The sequence below is a fragment of the Jeongeupia naejangsanensis genome, assembly GCF_016865585.1.
Classification (GTDB): Bacteria; Pseudomonadota; Gammaproteobacteria; order Burkholderiales; family Chitinibacteraceae; genus Jeongeupia; species Jeongeupia naejangsanensis.
This window is the reverse complement of the sequence record NZ_JAESND010000005.1, coordinates 56,466-73,758: the sequence shown is the minus strand read 5'-3', so window position 1 is coordinate 73,758 and position 17,293 is coordinate 56,466. Positions and strand designations below refer to the sequence as shown.

The 17,293-nt window shown below is 58.9% G+C and carries 14 protein-coding genes; 13 read left to right on the top strand and 1 reads right to left on the bottom strand.

Features of this window, described 5'->3' with window-relative positions:
* Window positions 1-17 precede the first annotated feature (17 nt).
* On the top strand, window positions 18-317 hold the full coding sequence (locus JMJ54_RS11290; RefSeq protein ID WP_203538666.1) for a hypothetical protein: 300 nt from the start codon (window positions 18-20) through the stop codon (window positions 315-317).
* A 34-nt stretch (window positions 318-351) separates the two neighbouring features.
* Window positions 352-600: a hypothetical protein gene (locus JMJ54_RS11285; RefSeq protein ID WP_203538665.1), complete on the top strand. Its 249-nt coding sequence runs from the start codon at window positions 352-354 to the stop codon at window positions 598-600.
* A gap of 67 nt (window positions 601-667) precedes the next feature.
* On the opposite strand, the gene JMJ54_RS11280 is transcribed toward JMJ54_RS11285, so the two are convergent.
* Window positions 668-979 carry a hypothetical protein gene (locus JMJ54_RS11280; RefSeq protein ID WP_203538664.1) on the bottom strand — a complete coding sequence of 104 codons (312 nt, stop codon included), beginning with the start codon at window positions 977-979 and terminating at the stop codon, window positions 668-670.
* Window positions 980-1,563: 584 nt separating this feature from the next.
* On the opposite strand from JMJ54_RS11280, the gene JMJ54_RS19645 reads away from it, so the two are divergent.
* The 11 genes from JMJ54_RS19645 (at window position 1,564) to JMJ54_RS11225 (ending at window position 17,190) form a co-directional block, all read left to right on the top strand.
* Complete coding sequence (locus JMJ54_RS19645) at window positions 1,564-1,779, top strand: helix-turn-helix transcriptional regulator (protein WP_203538663.1); 216 nt, start codon at window positions 1,564-1,566, stop codon at window positions 1,777-1,779.
* Between the two features lie 338 nt (window positions 1,780-2,117).
* Window positions 2,118-2,756, top strand: a complete 639-nt coding sequence (locus JMJ54_RS11270; protein ID WP_203538662.1) for a TnsA endonuclease N-terminal domain-containing protein — start codon at window positions 2,118-2,120, stop codon at window positions 2,754-2,756.
* Window positions 2,737-4,695 (top strand): TnsB C-terminal domain-containing protein, encoded by a 1,959-nt coding sequence (locus tag JMJ54_RS11265; protein ID WP_203538661.1) that lies wholly within the window; start codon window positions 2,737-2,739, stop codon window positions 4,693-4,695. Before JMJ54_RS11270 ends, JMJ54_RS11265 begins: the two co-directional genes overlap by 20 nt.
* A 2-nt stretch (window positions 4,696-4,697) precedes the next feature.
* Window positions 4,698-5,732 (top strand): TniB family NTP-binding protein, encoded by a 1,035-nt coding sequence (locus tag JMJ54_RS11260; RefSeq protein ID WP_203538660.1) that lies wholly within the window; start codon window positions 4,698-4,700, stop codon window positions 5,730-5,732.
* Window positions 5,732-7,708: a TniQ family protein gene (locus tag JMJ54_RS11255; protein WP_203538659.1), complete on the top strand. Its 1,977-nt coding sequence runs from the start codon at window positions 5,732-5,734 to the stop codon at window positions 7,706-7,708. The genes JMJ54_RS11260 and JMJ54_RS11255 overlap by 1 nt, the downstream gene beginning before the upstream one ends.
* A gap of 148 nt (window positions 7,709-7,856) precedes the next feature.
* Window positions 7,857-8,678 (top strand): BrxR family transcriptional regulator, encoded by an 822-nt coding sequence (locus JMJ54_RS11250; RefSeq protein WP_203538658.1) that lies wholly within the window; start codon window positions 7,857-7,859, stop codon window positions 8,676-8,678.
* The gene (locus tag JMJ54_RS11245) at window positions 8,663-10,111 is read left to right on the top strand and encodes a Wadjet anti-phage system protein JetA family protein (RefSeq protein ID WP_203538657.1); all 1,449 of its coding nucleotides are present in this window, start codon (window positions 8,663-8,665) and stop codon (window positions 10,109-10,111) included. Before JMJ54_RS11250 ends, JMJ54_RS11245 begins: the two co-directional genes overlap by 16 nt.
* Entirely contained in the window at window positions 10,104-10,775 is a 672-nt protein-coding gene (locus tag JMJ54_RS11240; RefSeq protein ID WP_203538656.1) for a DUF4194 domain-containing protein, read from the top strand. The genes JMJ54_RS11245 and JMJ54_RS11240 overlap by 8 nt, the downstream gene beginning before the upstream one ends.
* Complete coding sequence (locus JMJ54_RS11235) at window positions 10,762-14,175, top strand: SbcC/MukB-like Walker B domain-containing protein (protein WP_203538655.1); 3,414 nt, start codon at window positions 10,762-10,764, stop codon at window positions 14,173-14,175. The genes JMJ54_RS11240 and JMJ54_RS11235 overlap by 14 nt, the downstream gene beginning before the upstream one ends.
* A complete protein-coding gene (locus tag JMJ54_RS11230) occupies window positions 14,172-15,368 on the top strand; it encodes a Wadjet anti-phage system protein JetD domain-containing protein (RefSeq protein WP_203538654.1) in 1,197 nt (398 codons plus the stop codon). Before JMJ54_RS11235 ends, JMJ54_RS11230 begins: the two co-directional genes overlap by 4 nt.
* A gap of 694 nt (window positions 15,369-16,062) precedes the next feature.
* Window positions 16,063-17,190, top strand: coding sequence for a helix-turn-helix domain-containing protein (locus tag JMJ54_RS11225; protein ID WP_203538653.1), 1,128 nt, complete (start codon window positions 16,063-16,065; stop codon window positions 17,188-17,190).
* The last annotated feature ends 103 nt before the right edge of the window (window positions 17,191-17,293 follow it).

The window sequence follows — 17,293 nt, the reverse complement described above, 5'->3', positions numbered from 1 at the left end:
GTCAAAAGGAGTCCGCAATGCGTTTTGTCGCTTCCCTTGCCTGTCTCATGACGGGCGCCTTCCTGGTGGCTTGTGGTTCGAATCTCAAGTCGACCACGCTCGCCGAAATGGTCGATCCAGCGTTGCGCGACAAGGTGGTGATGTCGCTCACCCTCGAAGAGCGTACCGCGTACCTGGGCTACCTCGAACACCATCCGATCACCCAGATCGACGGCAAGATGACGGTGGCTGAGGCCATCAACGCAGAGCAACAAGACGCAGCCAAGACGAAAGAGATCGTGGCGAAAGCAAAAGCAGCTGCAGACCAGATCAAGTAACGCAGTTGCCAGCCCCATTACTTACGGAGGACTCATGCCCGAAAAAATGCATGACCTGTTAGATGTTCAGCTACGCAACCAGCGTATTGCGATCAAAGTTTTCAAGTGGTTCGGTTGGTTCATGATCGTGATCGGCGTGCCGTTCCTGATTTTCCCGCCCGTGGCATTGGGCTGCTTTATCGTCGGTAGCTTGGCGATTTGGGCGTCGAAGCGCTTTAGCGAGCTGGCCGAGGCAGCGAATGCAGCGATGCATGAGCACGTCGATCAGCAGCAGAAGTTCTGAGCGGAGCGGACATGCTTGAGTCGGTTCCGCAGGTCGAAATGCGACGTGCCTCCGCCCGGGTCGAGCTTTACCGCTTAAGCTGTTGCTGTTTGTGAATGTGCTTTTCGATCAAGGCGACGTTGGCAAGCATTTCTTTCTTGGCTCGATCGTTCAAGGTATCGGTCTGCATCATGACGTCCGCGACGGCGCGCACACGCGGCAGGCCGAACTTGATGGTGACGTTGATCAAGTCCTGGAAGATGCCGGATTTGAAGATGCAGGCGATCAGGACCTCAGGAGAAATCTTCCCTCGGTTGCTCCAGTCGTAAGGGCGCTGCACTGGGACGCCGAGTACATCGTGGATTGCAGGAATAAAACGGGGAGATTTGTCTTCGGGCATATTCAAACAGCCTCCGGCCAAGCCACCAACGGTACAGCGTAGCCTGACGGAGAGGTCAATGTACCCCGGAGAAGGTCGCTGACCTTAGGTACAAGTTTGTTCGTAAACAGCAGTGCCGCGTAGCTTCGTCAGTTTAGCATGACTGCTGACTCGGGTTAGGCCTCGCCGAGCTCATTGCGGACTAAGGGGTTTGTGCCGATCAAAGTGATGAAACAAGTCACTGGGATAACGGCAAGTAAGTTAAATACGCGTAGTCGGTTTATTTGCTGGCATGGATTGATGCCAGAAACCTGATTTCATGAATATTTTGTAATCAGGATCAATCCAAAAAATTCGGATTTTATTGTGTTGACTGAAAAAATCCAAATGCGCAACTTATGCCTGTGAATGGCTAATAATTGCCGTGTGTTTTTCTGGCAAATAAGTTGAGGCGTTGATCAAAAAAACATATGGCGATATATTCGTGTCGATATTCGGCCTTATTGCCAATCGACAAATGATCGGCAGTATTTGACAATGCGGCTATTGGCGTGGTCCGATTGGTAATATTCATTAGTGCGTGCATATGAGTGCATCTACGGACCATGACCAGCCCAATCTTGCTCAACGCCCAATCAGTCGCTGCGATGCTGGGTATCAGTCTGAGGCAGCTTGAAAAGCTGATTGTCGCCGGTAACGCGCCGACATTTATTCGGATTGGCCGGTCAAGGAAGTGGCGAGCAGACGACGTGGAGCAATGGGTCAACGGCCAGTTTGATCGGCAGGCTCACCAAAGCAGCGCACCGCAGCCGAAAGGGTGACCATGCGCTCCGGATACGACGAGCGGGTCTGGCAGGCAGACAACGATCGGTCGCTTGCGTTGCCGATCGACCTCCCCATGCGAAGGAGATAGCCATGTAAAGAAAAAAGGCAGACCAATGGCCTGCCCCTTTTGACGCGGAAGACGATGCTCCCGCCCTCAACAAGCTCAGTATCGTCCCCTCGCTTCAAAGCGGTCAAGCCTGATTCCCCATCCTCAGCCAAAAAAACGGACGGCATCCTGCCGAACGGTGGTTTCGCTCGTCCTTTTGCTGGCTGATTTCAACTTGATGCGTGGTAGCGCAGGGGCTCGCTTTGCCTGCGTGACCGGGAGCAGACGATGCGAGTTCGTAAAGTCGTTACCCGCCGTGGGAGAAACATCCGCGGCTATTTCCCATCGGCCAAACTGGGCCGCATGGTCGCTTGGGAGTCTCTGCTGGAGCGGGATGCCATCCTGCTGGCAGAGCTTTCCCCGGGCGTGATTCGCTACCAGGAACAACCGGAGGTCATCTCGTACTGGGATGGTCACCGACAGCGCGACTATGTGCCAGACCTGGCCATTACGCTGTCGGATCAGCAGCTGATCCATATCGAGGTCAAACCCAGCAGCGAGCTGGCCAAGCCCAGCCTGCGGGCCAAGTACGGTGCGATCGCCGCGCACTACCAAAGAACAGGAACCAGTTTCCGGATTCTCACCGAGCTCGAAATCCGCCGTGAGCCGCGCTTCGGGAATCTGCAGATGCTGGCTGTGTTCGCTCGGCATGGTTTGTGTCAGTGCCCGGACCATTCCAAACTCGTCCGGCTACTCGATGATCGCGCTTCGTTGGCACTAGCCGAATGGGACGACCTGCTAGGGCGGAGTACGACCTTTCGGTTGATCGCGGCAGGCTTGCTCGCCTGCGACCTAGCACAACAGCTCTCACCTGAAACCGTCGTGGCGCTGTCCCAAGGAGGCTGCCATGCGACGGTTCTCCTTTAAACGCGGGCTGCGCTTTCTTGAGGGCCTGCTGGGTTGGGAACTCCAGCGTCGGCTCGCCACAGGCAAGATCCAGTTCATCTCCGACGATGGCGAGATCCTGAATCTCTCCAACGAGGAGCTGTTGGCGCGCTGGCAATCCCAGGCGTGGTTGATCGACGAGCACTCACTGGCCGAGCTCGGTAGCGCCATCTATCTGGTGACACCACGTGATCTGGGCACTTACCCTGCGGCGCAGCAGTTGATCGCCAAGCGGCGGATTCACTATCTGAACAGCGTTCAGCCAGAGTCGCGGCCGTACAACCCCAAGGCGTGGACCGAGCTGATCAAGTCTGCTGCGGACAGCCTTGGCGATGCACATCCGCCGTGCGCATCCTCCGTCGCTGCGTGGTGGCGGCGGTACCGCAGTACTAAGGACATTCTGGCGCTGATTCCGCATAACCGTGCTTCGTCGGCGCATCATCGAAAACCCGGTTACGCCGTTTTCGAACAGGTTCTTGCCAAGTACCTGACCAGCCAGAAGCTGCCGAAAAGCGATGTCGTCGACGAGCTGCGCCGCGCAATCAGAGCCATCAACAACGGGCGTCCGCATGAGCTGCAGATGCGTTGCCCGGCGCGCTCGACGGTGTACCGCTGGCTGGACGACCTGGAGCAGGATCTTGTCGATGTCTCACGCGAGGGCGCCGAGGCAGCACGGTTGAAGTACCGGGCTGCGATTGACTCGATCAAGGTGAACGCCATCCTGGAGCGGGTAGAGATTGACCATACCAATCTGGACCTGATCGTGACCGATCCAACGTCGGGACTGACTTACGGCCGGCCTTGGCTGACGGTGGCAATCGATCGCTTTTCACGGTTGATTTTCGGCTTCTATCTCAGCCTGCAGCCGCCGTCTGCCAACAGCGTTCTGCAATGCCTGAAGCAAGCCATCCTCCCGAAGTCCGAACTGCTCGCTCGATTTCCGGATATCAGCAATCCATGGCCGGCCTGCGGTATTCCACTGTTGATCGCGGTCGACAATGGCATGGATCTGCATAGCGAAGCCGTTGAAAAAGCCGCGCTGGAGCTTGGCATCCAGATCCTGTTTTGCGCCTCCAAAACACCGGTTCAAAAAGGCGCGATCGAGCGATTTTTCCGGACGCTCAACATAGGCCTAATCCACCGTATTCCGGGCACGACGTTTTCCAATCCAAACGAGCGTGGCGACTATGCATCCGAAGACGAGGCGGCGATCGACATAGCCAGCCTGACCCACGTCATCACGAAATGGATCGTCGATGTGTACAACGTGACGCCGCACCGCGGTGCGCGTGGCCGGCCACTGGATTTGTGGAACGAATCCGCGAAGCAAAAGATCGTCGAACTGCCGGTCAATCCGCAAGAGCTCGACATCGTGATGGGCATGGCCGCGACGCGAACGCTGTTCCACTACGGCATCGAGCTGGAAGGGCTGCATTACAACAACGACTTGGTTCAGCAAATCCGCCGGCGCTACGGCAACAACCCCAAGGTCGACATTCGCTACTTTCATGACGACGTCGGCTACATCCAAGTGCTTGATCCGGATGCCAAGGTCTATCTGCGTGTTCCCGCCAAGGTATTGGAGTATGCAGACGGTCTATCGCGAGACATTCACAGAGTGATTCGCGAGCATGCGCGTCAAAAGTTCGGTGAGCATGTGCTGTCCCCACAGCTGCTACAGGCTAAACAGGAGGTTCTGGAACTCATTCAACAGACTACCAGCGCCAAGAAAATGGGCCACCGCAAGGCGGCGGCACGCAAGCTGCAACCTGATAGCGACGCCATCCTGAGCGGCAAGGATCCGCTGACTGCAGCTCGTCGGCCGATCAAGCAAGCGAAGGTGTTGCCTCCCGAAGACCTGCCATCCGGGCTTGATGACGAGCTGCCGGATTTCGGTGGTGACGACCGAGGGAGGGGCTGATCATGGATCCCTTGGACCTGATGACGCGCTTTGCGCCCACAACGCCTCATGGCGTGCCGGAGAGGCTGGGTTACAAGCTGCTGGTCGAGCCGATTCGGCATCGACGTTTCCAGAACGCGATGTTCCAGATTGCCGAGCTGCATCACCGGCGACGCAAGTACGGTCAGGGCGGTGGTCTGCTGATGACCGGCCCGTCCGGGGCCGGCAAGAGCACGATCATTCGTACCTACGACGGCGAGTTTCCCCGCAGCTACGAGGCGCAACGTACGGCGATCCCGGTTCTGCTGGCATCGGTGCCGTCGTCGCCGACAGTACGCAGCCTCGCCGGGGCGATGCTCGAAGCAATGGGTGACCGCAAATCGCATCGTGGCACGGCCCCGGAAAAAACCACCAAGCTGCGCGAGCTGTTCGAGCGCTGTGGCGTCGAGATGCTGTTGCTCGACGAATTCCAGCATCTTTTCTACACGCCCAACGTCACGGCCTTCCGCGACGTCACCGACTGGCTCAAGAACCTGCTGGAAGACACGCACATCGGCCTGGTCGGATGCGGCCTGCACGTTGCCGAGCAGGTCGTGACCAGCAATGAGCAGCTGGCCCGGCGGTTTTCGCAGCGCTTGCGGATCGAACCGTTCAGCCAGGACGTTGAGGATGACTTCCGGGAGTACCGTGGCATCCTGAAGGCTTTGGAAGCATGCCTCCCGACGCCGTCGGAGGTGCCGCTGCATGAAGCCAATCTGGCCCGGCGCATGCACGTAGCTAGCTATGGCTTGCTCGACTACACCCTCAAAATCCTCGAAGGCGCCGTTTCGGCCGCCAACCGCGCCGGGATCCAAAGCATCGCGCTGGACGTTCTGTCCGCAGGGTTTCGCGAGCGCGTGTGGCGGGACGTGCCGGATCGGCTGAATCCGTTCCACCCGGAATCGCCACTGAGGCCGCTGGATCGACCTGGCGAGGTGTTTTTCCAGCACACACGGCTGGATACCACGGGTTCGCCGGTTGCCGCCAAGCTCGGCCTGCGGCCGAAGGGAGTGGCGTGATGGATGCATTGTTACCAGCACCACGCATTCCTGATTTGCTGCTCCGACCGCATCCCGCCCGTGGCGAGGGTCCGCAGGGCTACCTGCTGCGACTGGCTGCAGCCAATCTCATGACACCGCGGGATCTGCAGCAGATGGGATTGTCGTTCCATCCCGATGCGCTGCGGCAGTTCCAGCTTCTGCCCGATGCAGCCCTGTTTCCGGAGCTGCATGCACATGTGGCGCGGATGGCTTCGCTTCAGGTCGATTCGTCACAGGCCTGGAACCAGCGGCAAGCGCGGTATTGCCCGTGCTGCCTGGCCGACGAGCCGACCTGGCAAGCAGGCTGGGAGCTGATGTTCTTCGACGCCTGCCCCAAGCACTGGGTTTGGCTGGTCGACCAGTGCAGCAGTTGTGGCCAGCCGCTCTCTTGGCATCGCGACGAGGTGCTGCGCTGCCAGTGCGGTGCCGACCTGCGGCAGGAGCGAACGGAGCGCGCGCCCTGGCACCTGGGATTGCTGAGCGCGGCGATGCAACAGCTACTGAATGGCCAAGCTGTGGAGGCAAGGCCTTTCAGCTATTCGCTTGTCGGGATGAAGCTGGATCAGTTGCTTCGTTTGATCCGCTATCTGGGCGCGTATCTTGACCCGGATGCCGGCCCCAAGCCCCTGAAAGTCCTTCACGCCGGCAGCATTGAGGTGTCGTGGCCGATCACCTCGCTGGCCGCCGAGATCCTGTTCGACTGGCCGCGGAGTTTTCATCTTGCGCTGAGCCAGCTGCAAGGCGTCCACAGTGAGCAAAAAGCCGGGCTGAACGTGGTGTTCCAGAACGCCTACGCCTATCTGTATCAGGGCGGCTTGCGCGAGGCGGTCTTCAGCCCGGTGCGCGACGCCTTCGAGTCATGGCTGACCGAGCACTGGAAGGGCGGGTTGGCTCGGCGCAATCGGCGGCTGGCCGTCGAGCTGTTGAGCGACGTCCAGTGGATTCCGGGCAAAGCCGCCGCGGACCGGTTGGGTATTTCAATGGCGCGCCTGCGTCACCTGATCCGGGAGGGATTGCTGGAGGGCCAGGAGTCGGTGAGCACGAAGGGGCGGCATTTCCTCATGGTCCGCAAGGAGCAACTCGATGTCGTCGAAAACGAACTGGCCGGCGAAATTACTTTGAAGAAGGCGATCGAGATCCTCGGACTCAACAAAGCCAGGCTACAGCGCATCCTGTGCTTGTTGTTTCCCTCTGCCCGGCGCGTAAACGATCAACCCTATCTGCCCTGGTGCATTTCCAGCAGCGAAGTCTATGCCTTGGCCGAGCTGGGTGAGGACCTACCCAAGCTGGGGCAGCTGGACGATCACCACATCACCTTCGCACAGGTCCTGAAGTACTGGCAGTGGAACGCCGACGAGGTCGTGTCACTGGTCGAGGCAGTCAAAGCCGGAGACATGGCGATCGAAGGACTTTGGCCACAGGCCAAGGGGATCGGTCGCTGGGTGTTTCATCGTCAGCGGTTACAAGCTTGGCATCAAACGCTGGAATCAGGCCGTGCCAACTGGATCAGCGTTCCCGAACTCGCAAAGGTCCTGGGCGTGAAGCAGCAGGTGGCCTACTGGCTGACGCAGAACGAGTACATCCGTGCGCACAAGCTGGGGACCAACAAGGATATCGGCTCCCGGATCCGGAAGGTGGATGTGGACCGTTTCCTGTGCACGCACATATTCGGCACCGAAATCGCCGACCGAGTCGGCCGTACTTCCGGCAAGGTGAGGTGCATGCTGGCTGAGCTGAACATCTATCACCTGCGTGGCACCAGTATCGAAGCATGCCGGCAGCTTGTGTACAGGAGAACACCGGCGCTGGATCGATTCATTGAGCGCCACGGTGAAGGCATTGATCCAACACTCTGGCGAGAATCCGTTCGCAAGCGCCAGAACGCGTGGGAACAAATCGTCCGCGAGCAAGAGCAGCCGTTTCCGGAGGGGGATTTCAGATTGGAGCCGCCTTGAAGTACCGATTGGGCTGAATGGAGACAACGAGTCTGCGGTGCTCAACGCTCGAACGAGGGTGACAGGCCGAACTGATGACCGAAAAGCGACTCGTTTTCGGTAAAGGATTATGTTACGATTTTTCGTATCATACGATTGGTCGTAACATATGAGAGAAGAAGCCCTTCGTGCTGACCGTTTGCGTCTGTTGACCCTCTTATTGCTGTGGGAAGGATTTCTCGGCAATGCGCGCCTGCGCGAAGTGGCAGGGCTAAGCAAGGTTCGGGCTAGCGAGTGGATCAAGGATTTTCGATTTGAGCGGCCCGGTTGGACCCTCTGGGATAGTCGTCAGCGCGTGCACTTTGTGACACCTGTTGCCTATCAGGCGACAGCGGGGGAAATGGAAGCGTTCGGTATCGGCCGTTACATTGCACTTGCCGGTTCGCCGGCTGATGAGTCGATCGTGAATGGATTGCCGACCTTTGGCCGCCCATCTCCTGAGGTGTTCGCCGCGCTCCGCCAAGCGATTAAATGCCGAGGTGAAGTTCTGCTCACCTACTTGTCCCTTAGCAATCCAGTTCCTCATGCTCGCCGCCTCTTTCCGCAGGCTTTAGTGTTTACTGGCCAGCGCTGGCATGTTCGCGGCTACTGCGTTGATCATCAGGACTATCGCGACTTCAACCTCGGCCGCATTGTTACAGCCAAGGCCTCAATGGAGTCAGCGTCACCAGTGGTGAACGACGCCGCATGGGACACCTTAGTACCGATCAGATTGGAAGCACATCCTGATCTTTCACATGAACAGTCGCTCGTTATTCGCCACGAGTATTTTGCCGGTACGGCCAGCCGAACCGATCACTGCCGGGCCGCACTCCTGAAGTATGTGGTTAATGCCATGTGCATTGCTGTTGACCCGGCACATGAGCAACCGCCGAAGTACCTTTTGCATCTGCAGAATCGCGAGGAGTTGGCGCCATGGCTATTTCCCTGAACGGACGTTCCACGGCATCGCTGTTCTCCCGTCTGCCAACTCGGTTCTTTGCTCCGCTGGCTTCAGTCTCGCGTGAGCGGTATTGGACCGTCCTCGTTGAGTTGCTGGATCGTCGGTTCGGCCCAGATGCGCCAATGCCTCCGGTGCAGGGTTATCCGGTGCGGGTGATTCAAGACGACATCGCCGCAATGCTCGAGGGCATGGACTACTGGGATGAGGACGCCGAAAGCGAAGACGCCAGGCCGATCAACGACCGAGCTCGTTCGGTACTGAACCGGCTGGTTGACTGCGGGTGGCTGCGGCACGAGCAGATCGGTCTCGTATTCACCATCAGCATGCCACGCGACGCGCTCGAATTTTTTACGCTGCTGCTGGACTTTGCCAGTAACCGTACGTTGTTTGCTGGCGGCAAGGTCAAGACGATTCGGCTCGCGCTCGACAACGTGATGGCCGAGCCGAAAGGGGATTTGCTGCATGAAGCGGCCAGCATGACTCGCAGCTTGCTGGAGTACATCCGCAACATCTGTGCGGACGTTCGCGATCTGTCACGGGATCTGCAGTCGCAGGACAGTACCGCCGCCTATGCGCAACTGTTCTTTACCGACCTCGTTGTCGGCAAATTCATTGGCGACTACGGTGTGCTGCGAACCCATGACCACCCGCTGGCCGAGCGCGCAGCGATCGTGCGAATTGCCGAGGAGTTGGCGTCGCGGCGCGACCTGTATGACCGGTTGTTGCCATGGTACGTCGAGCACGAAGGCAAGGGAGAGGTCGCGCGCGGCGAACGGGCACTGCAGCGAGACCTGACCCGTCTGATGGATATGGCGCACGTCGACGACTATCTCGATCGCCTCGATACTGAACTGAACGCGGCAATACGGCGCGCGAACACCTATCTGGCGTATGCCGTGCGTGTGCATCAACACAATGAAGCCGTGATCGATGCGGCGCTTACCAGGCTGCTCGCCGGTGGCGACGCACCGGCCCCGTTTGGCGAAGGGTCGCTCATGGGGCCGGGCCGTTTGGCCGAGCCGCGCAGGCAGACGGCGCCACGGGCACCAAACAAGATCCGTACCACGACGATGCGTCCGGAAGAGCGAGCCCGGCTCAACCTGAACCGGGCGGCCCAGGCGCGGCGCAGCATGACGGATCTGGCGTTTGCGACGCTGGTTCGACAAAAGCTCGGCGACGCCGTGTCCATCGACGATACGGCATTCAATGGCCCGGACATCCGTGAAACCTTGGCCTTGCAGAGGCTGCAGCGCTTGGCAAGCCTCGCACATTCCGACTCGCTGGCGTTTCGGCTGCAGGCGCGTAGTCAGGCGCGGGGCTTTGCGCTCATCTGCATCGATAACCGCGAATCCGAGCATGCGCTTCAGAGCGGCGCGCGATTCCGGATCGAGCAACCTAAACGAGGCAAATCCAATGTTTAACCAGTGGCAGCAACTTGCTGAGGCATCGGGCTGCTTCGATGCCGTGGATTTCGAACGGACGGCCTACCGGCTGATGACCGATCAGGTCATTTACCGCGATGACCATGGCTGCCAACAACTGTACTTCCTGATTGAACGGTATGAAAAAGCGTTGCAAAAGGTGCTGGAACCGTTTGGCGTCAAGTTGCGCGTCAATCCCGAGCACAACTATGCCGTCGCGTTGCCGACCCATGAACGGCAGACACCCGTACCGAGCAAGCTGACAGTGCTGGCGCTCGTGTTGCTTAAGCTCTATCACCTTGGCGCACAGCACAACGGGTTCAATGATCAGGCTGAAATCGAGTGTGACCTGCCAAGCCTTCAGCAACTCTATGTCGAAGTGACGGCCGGTGAGTTGCCGCGTGTCGCTGAACTCGACGACATGCTGCGCCATTTCAAGCGTTGGGGCATTGCCCGGCGCGTGGCCGTGACCTCGGATGTCGGTGATGCCGGTGCACAGCCTTTTGTCATCATGATTCGTCCGGCCATTCTGGACGTACTCGGTGAAGGTGCGCTGGCACGACTGGCCGGCTGGCAAGCGGGGCGCGGCGAATCGGTAACCGGCGATAACACCGCGGCTGGCGCCGACAACGACAACATGGAACCGACCGATGAAGCAGCTTGAACGTGTATTGCTGGTGCAGTTTTTTCTGTTCGAAAAACAAGAATTCGAGCTCGGCAAGTTTGTCGGTATCTTCGGGGCCAACGGTAGTGGCAAAAGCTCGCTGATGGACGCCATCCAGATTGCGATGCATGGTGCCGACTCCAATCGCATCCGCTTCAATGCGCAGGCTGGCGAGGGAAAAACCTCGGATCGCACCATCAACACCTACTGCCTGGGCCGGTTGGGCGAGGATGAGTACGCCCGTGACGAGGCCCTGACCTATATCACGCTGGTCTGGCGCGACGAGCAAACGGGCGAGGCGACCAGCACCGGGGTGTGTGTACGGGCGTCGCGTGAGCGTGACAAGCACGACGTGCTGGGTCGTTACGTATTGCCCGGCAGGGCCCTGACACTCGCCGATCACATCACCCTGGTGAACGGGGACGAAATGCCGACGCCGTATGCCGATTTCCGCGATCGGCTTACAACGGAAGCAGTCCGGCTCGGCCACCAGGAGATTTTGTTCGATTCAGCGACCCGCTACGTCCAGGCCATGTTGTACGCGCTCCGCCCGGCCAGTGCGGTGATTCATCCGGATGCGTTTCAGAAAGCCCTGTCGCTGGGGCTCAACATGCGCTTTGACAAGTCGGTCGATCGCATCGTGCGCGAGGACATGCTGGTCGCAAAACCCACCAAAATCGAAAAATTCCGCGAGCTGGTCCACACCATGGGCAAGCTGCGCCAACTGATCAAGAGCATTGAAACCAAGATCGAGGATGGTAAAGGCGTTGAGCAGAGCTTTGCCGCGCTCGACAAGGTCGAACAACAACGGGCCGCGTACGGCACTCTGCTGGCTGACATCGACGAGCAAATCGCCGATGAAGCGCTGCAGGCCGCAGAGGTGGCGGAAACAACGTTGCGCGGTGAACTGGTGGCCAACCAGGCTGAACTTAGGGGCACCATTGAGGCGCGTAACGAGGCGGATTTGAATTGGCAAACAGCGACGGCGAGGCTCAATGCGGACGTCTCTCGCCAGCAGCGCATTGTCCTGCAAGGCAAACTCGAACAGCAGAACGCTCATACCGTCAAAACCCACAACGCCTTCGTGTCTGGACTCAACGCCATCCAGACCAGACTGGAGTCATTGCGCACCCAGTTCGGCAACGATATCGGCGATCAAATTGATCAGGCCGATTTGGCGATGAATCCGCTGCTCGCTCACCCTCTTGATACGCCTGCAGAAGGGCTTACGTGCGCGGTGGAAACGGCACAGCAGGTGTTGGCGCAGGGGTACCGGCTGGCGACGGAGCGCAACGTGCAGCTTGCCAACCGCCTTCACGAGATCGAGGCGGAGCAGGCCGCAGTCGAACGCGGTCTCGAACGTGTCCGGACCGGCAAGCGCCCGCTCGATCAGCGCGCAGATAGCTTGCGCCTCGCGCTGGCGGATGCGGGCATCAACGCGGTTCCCGTCTGCGATCTGATCCAGATCGCAGACCCTGAGTGGCAACCGGCGATCGAATCCTATCTGGGCAGCAACATCGATGCTTTGCTGGTCGAGGGGGATTCCACTACCGAGGAAGCCGCGTTTAGGGTTACCCGCAACCAAAAAGGGTTGTTCGGTACCAAGGTTGTGCTGGCCAGCCAGCAACGCGCGCCCAAAACGCCGGGCGCCGACTGGGTTGCGACGATGGTCGCGGGGCAACACCAGGCGGCTAGGTGGTTCATTCAGGGCCTGCTCGGGGAGCTGGTGCAGGCGGACGGTGAAGCCGATGCGCTAGGAAAGCCGCGTGCATTGACTCGGGATTTCATGCTCAAGACCCATGGCGTGTTCGAGCGGCTCAGGCCCCTGGCGGCTCATCAATTGCGCATCGGTTATGCCGACGTGGCGGCCGAGAAGTGCCGGCTGGAAACCGATCGCGACGCGTTGAAAGACGAGAAGCGCCGCGCTGAAGCGCAACAGAAAGAGTTGACCGTGTTGCTGGGCTTGATCGCGGCGATCGCCACCACGACCACGCTGCCGGACGATGTCGCCACGGCGCGCAGTGAGGTGGTACTTGCTAATGCCGCCGTGGCTACGCTCAAGGCGGATCTGGCCAGGATGTCGAACGCTGAGGAGGAAACGCTGCAGGCCGATGTCAAAGCTGCATTCGATCTGCTTGAGCAACACCGGAGTAAGGAAACGACCCTGATCTCGACCATCGGCGGGTTAGTACGCGATGTGGATCATGCAGAGGGCGCAACCAAAGCAGCCACGATGCAGGCCACAGCATGTCGTGCTGCGGCGAAGGCGTTGACCGAACGGGGGGGATTCTCACCCGAATGGGCAGCAACGCAATGGGATCGGATGCTTGAGCGTTATGCGACCGATTTTGCGGCCATGCGCGCCCACTGCAACCAGCGAGGTCATGATCTCAAGGTCGCGGGTGATAAGGCGAAGAATTCGGCCAACAATGCGTTTCACGCATTCGTTACCAAACATGGCGAAAATGTCTCGGCCAACGCGGTGGACTGGCACGCCCAACGGGCATGGCTGAATGAGACGGTCGACAAACTCAGTGATTCGCAGCTCTCTCAGTACCGGGAGCAGATGGACCAGGCCTACGAGAAAGCCCAGGAAACGTTCCGAATCAACGTCGCGATGGAGTTGCGCAACAACATCTCAGAACTCGACAAGCGCATCAACAGTTTGAATGCCGTTCTGCGCACCTGCCCGACCTTCAGCAATGGTGAACGCTATCAGTTCAAGCGAACGATCCGTCCCGTGCACAAGCCGCTATTTGAGTTTCTGGAGCGAATCGAACAATTCGGCCCGGGGCAGGATTTACTGGGGGGCGCTGGCGATATGCCCGACACGTTCCATGCGCTGCTCGACGAGACCAGCGACACCACCGGTAAAAAGAGCCCGCTCGAAGACTACCGCGAGTTCTATGACTTCGATATCGAGATCCTGCGCGAAGATCCGGAAACGGGGGAGCGTAAGCGGATTGGACTGTTGAGCAAACGCGCCGGCTCCGGATCGGGCGGCGAGCACAGGGCACCGCTGTATGTGATCGCCGGTGCGGCCATGGCCAGTGCCGCACACCTTGGTGGCAAGGGGCGTGATGGCTTGGGTCTACTATTGCTGGACGAGGTCTTTGACAAGATGGACATCGTCAATACCGTTGCCACCATGCGCTACTTCAACGACCTCGGCCTGCAGGTGATCATGGCGGGACCGGGGGACAAGATCGGCATTCTGAATGCGTTCATGCATCGCTACTACAGCATCGACCGCGACATTTTGCATCTCGAGGCGCACGGTCATTCGCTGACCGAAGAGATGCGGCGTGATTCCCGCGCGGATCTGCTGGCCTTCGATGACAACCAGGAGATGCTGCAGGCCGAAATCGCCCGCCTGACTACCGCCGAGGCTGTTGCATGATTCCGCTCAGCAGCCAGATCCTCGCCAAGTTGCTTGAACGCGAAGAAAAAGCGCGTGCTGGCGTACGGTCGGCGCCGGTCGCGCTGACGAACAAGGACCTTGCCGACTACCGCAATGGTCGGGTGTTGCTGCAAGCCGTTCAGTTCGAGCAGGATCTGACTGTTCTGCAGCAAGCGGACGTGATCGCGATGGAACGTGATCGCGGCGGTCTGATCTGCCGAATCACGGTCAGGGATTACGTTGCATTGGCAGCCGCGCTCGGCCTGCCAACCCGCAGTGCATTGCTGGACGAGGCGACCAGCGTGCTTGGTCCATTCCTTGTGGCACACCCGGTGATTGGTGCAGTGCTGGCGCGCTGGCGGGGGCTAGGCAAAGTCCGGGGCACCGACGTTGGCGACGTACTCGACTGGCAATCGGCGTGTTTGGCGCTCACCGAGGTGCAACTGGCCGGTGATGTGCTTCGCGATGTGCCGATCCGGGCGTTGAGCACCAAGCTGTACAAGGATTCCAAGCGACTTGAGCGACTCGCGCCACTGTTGGACGTACTGCTTCAAGGTGATGTCGATGCAGAAGCCCGTTACCCCGATCTGGTCTGGCAGGAGCTGGGGCTGATACGGGATGCACAACCCGCCCGGTTGGCAGGCAGGGTCACCGTACGACGGCTGCGAAATTCGGGTGTACTGGACAGCCCGTATGGCGCCTTCGATCCAGAATCAGTGCGTGAGCTCGTCGACGTTCCCAGTGGTGTATTGACCATCGAGAATCAGGCCAATTTTCATGCGGCCGCCCGAGCTGGTGCTGATGAGCCGGTCCTGTTGATGTACACGGCAGGCATGCCAGGGCCCGCATGGTTGGCCATGTATGAGCGCCTGCTTGGGAGCATTCCGGTCGGCGTGCCCATCAGGCATTGGGGAGATGTGGATGAAGGCGGATTCCGTATTGCCAGTTACTTGGCGGCTGCCGCTGAACGTGCCGGGCATTGTCTGGAGCCGGAGTTAATGCACCCGGATCAGGTGCCTGAAGAAATGCGTCGCCCTGCATCTGCCGGCACGTTGGCGCGGATGGCAAAGTATGCGGAAATGGCGGGGTGGTTCGCAATTGCACAACGCGTGCAGAGTGCGGGATTCACCATGGAGCAGGAGGCAATGCTGTGGCGAAGCGATGATACTATGAGCAGTGTCGCTGCTGCTTGAAGCGGGTTACATACCCTGAGCATGCAGGGTAGAGTATTCCGACAGATCATTGCTCAGAGTGAAATTCTGGATTTGACCACCACCTTGCCTGCGTAATTGGTGACAAAAAACGTAAGCAAGTGTCCGCGTGTAAGCGGCAAAATGCGCAGGTGAGGATTATCTATAAATTTGGGACGTTTTTGCCGATATTGTCCGATTTTCAGCTAATAAGTCCTTGATTTATAGGACCTCCAATCTAAAGGTGAACGGGATCCTACAGACGTTGTTGTTGTAGGATCCTGTCGAAATCTGGATATTTCCTAAATCTCTGGATTTTTGGGATTTCGTCAAAAGCCCCCTGTTGCAGGGGGCTTTTATTTTTAGTTCTTCTTGTTTGGTCCCTATTTGGAAGCAGGGCCTTTCAGCTATCCGCTCGCCGGGATGAAGCTGGATCAGCTACTTCGTTTGATCCGCTATCTGGGCGCGTATCTTGACCCGGATGCCGGTCCCAAGCCTCTGAAAATTCTTCACGCTGGCAGCGTTGAAGTTTCGTGGCCGATCACTTCGCTGGCTGCCGAGATCTTGTTCGATTGGCCGAGGAGTTTTCATCTGGCATTGGGCCAGTTGCAAGGTGTCCACAGCGAGCACAAAGCCGGGCTGAACGTGGTGTTCCTGAACGCCTATGCCTATCTGTATCAGGGGGGGGCGCGAGGCCGTGTTCAGTCCGGTGCGCGACGTGTTCGAATCGTGGCTGACCGAGCACTGGAAAGGCGGGGTGGCCCGGCGCAATCGGCGGCTCGCCGTCGAGCTGCAGGGCGATGTTCAGTGGATTCCGGGCAAAGCCGCTGCGGACCGGTTGGGGATTTCGATGGCGCGCCTGCGTCACCTGATCCGCGAGGGACTGTTGGAAGGTCAGGAGTCGGTGAGCACGAAAGGGCGGCATTTCATCATGGCCCGCAAGGACCAGCTCAATGCCGTCGAAGACGAACTGGCCGGCGAGATCACCCTGTACAAGGCCATCGAGATCCTCGGGCTCAACAAAGCCCGGCTCCAGCGCATCCTGCGTTTGCTGTTTCCGTCCGCCCGGCGCGTCAACGATCAACCCTATCTGCCATGGTGCGTTTCGAGTAGCGAAGTCTATGCCTTGGCCGAGCTGGGCGAGGACCTGCCCAAGCTGGGGCAGCTGGACGATCACCACATCACCTTCGCACAGGTCCTGAAATACTGGCAGTGGAACGCCGACGAGGTCGTGTCACTGGTCGAGGCAGTCAAAGCCGGGGACATGGCGATCGAAGGACTTTGGCCACAGGCCAAGGGGATCGGTCGCTGGGTGTTCCATCGCCAGCGTTTGCACGCCTGGCATAAAACGCTGGAATCAGGCCGTGCCAACTGGATCAGCGTTCCCGAACTCGCAAAGGTCCTGGGCGTGAAGCAGCAGGTGGCCTACTGGCTGACGCAGAACGAGTACATCCGTGCGCACAAGCTGGGGAACAACAAGCACATCGGTTCACGGATCCGGAAGGTGGATGTGGACCGCTTCCTGAGCACGCACATGTTTGGCACCGAGATCGCCGACCGGGTCGGTCGTTCCCCCAGAAAAGTGATGCGCATGCTGGCTGAGCAAAGCATCTATCACCTGCGTGGCACCAGTATCGAAGCATGCCGGCAGCTCGTGTACAGGAGAACACCGGCGCTGGATCGATTCATCGAGCGCTACGGTGCAGGTATTGATCCGACACGTTGGCGAGAGTCCGTTCGCAAGCGCCAGAACGCGTGGGAACAAATCATCCGTGAGCAAGAGCAGTCGTTTCCGGTGGGGGATTTCAGGTTGGAGGCGACATGACACGTGCTGCGCACCATGCGCGCTTGTTCAGGTTAAATCCTGATTATTGAGTTTTCAGGGTACAGCCTGTATTGTTGAAATTCAGGGTGTACCCTGTCTTCTC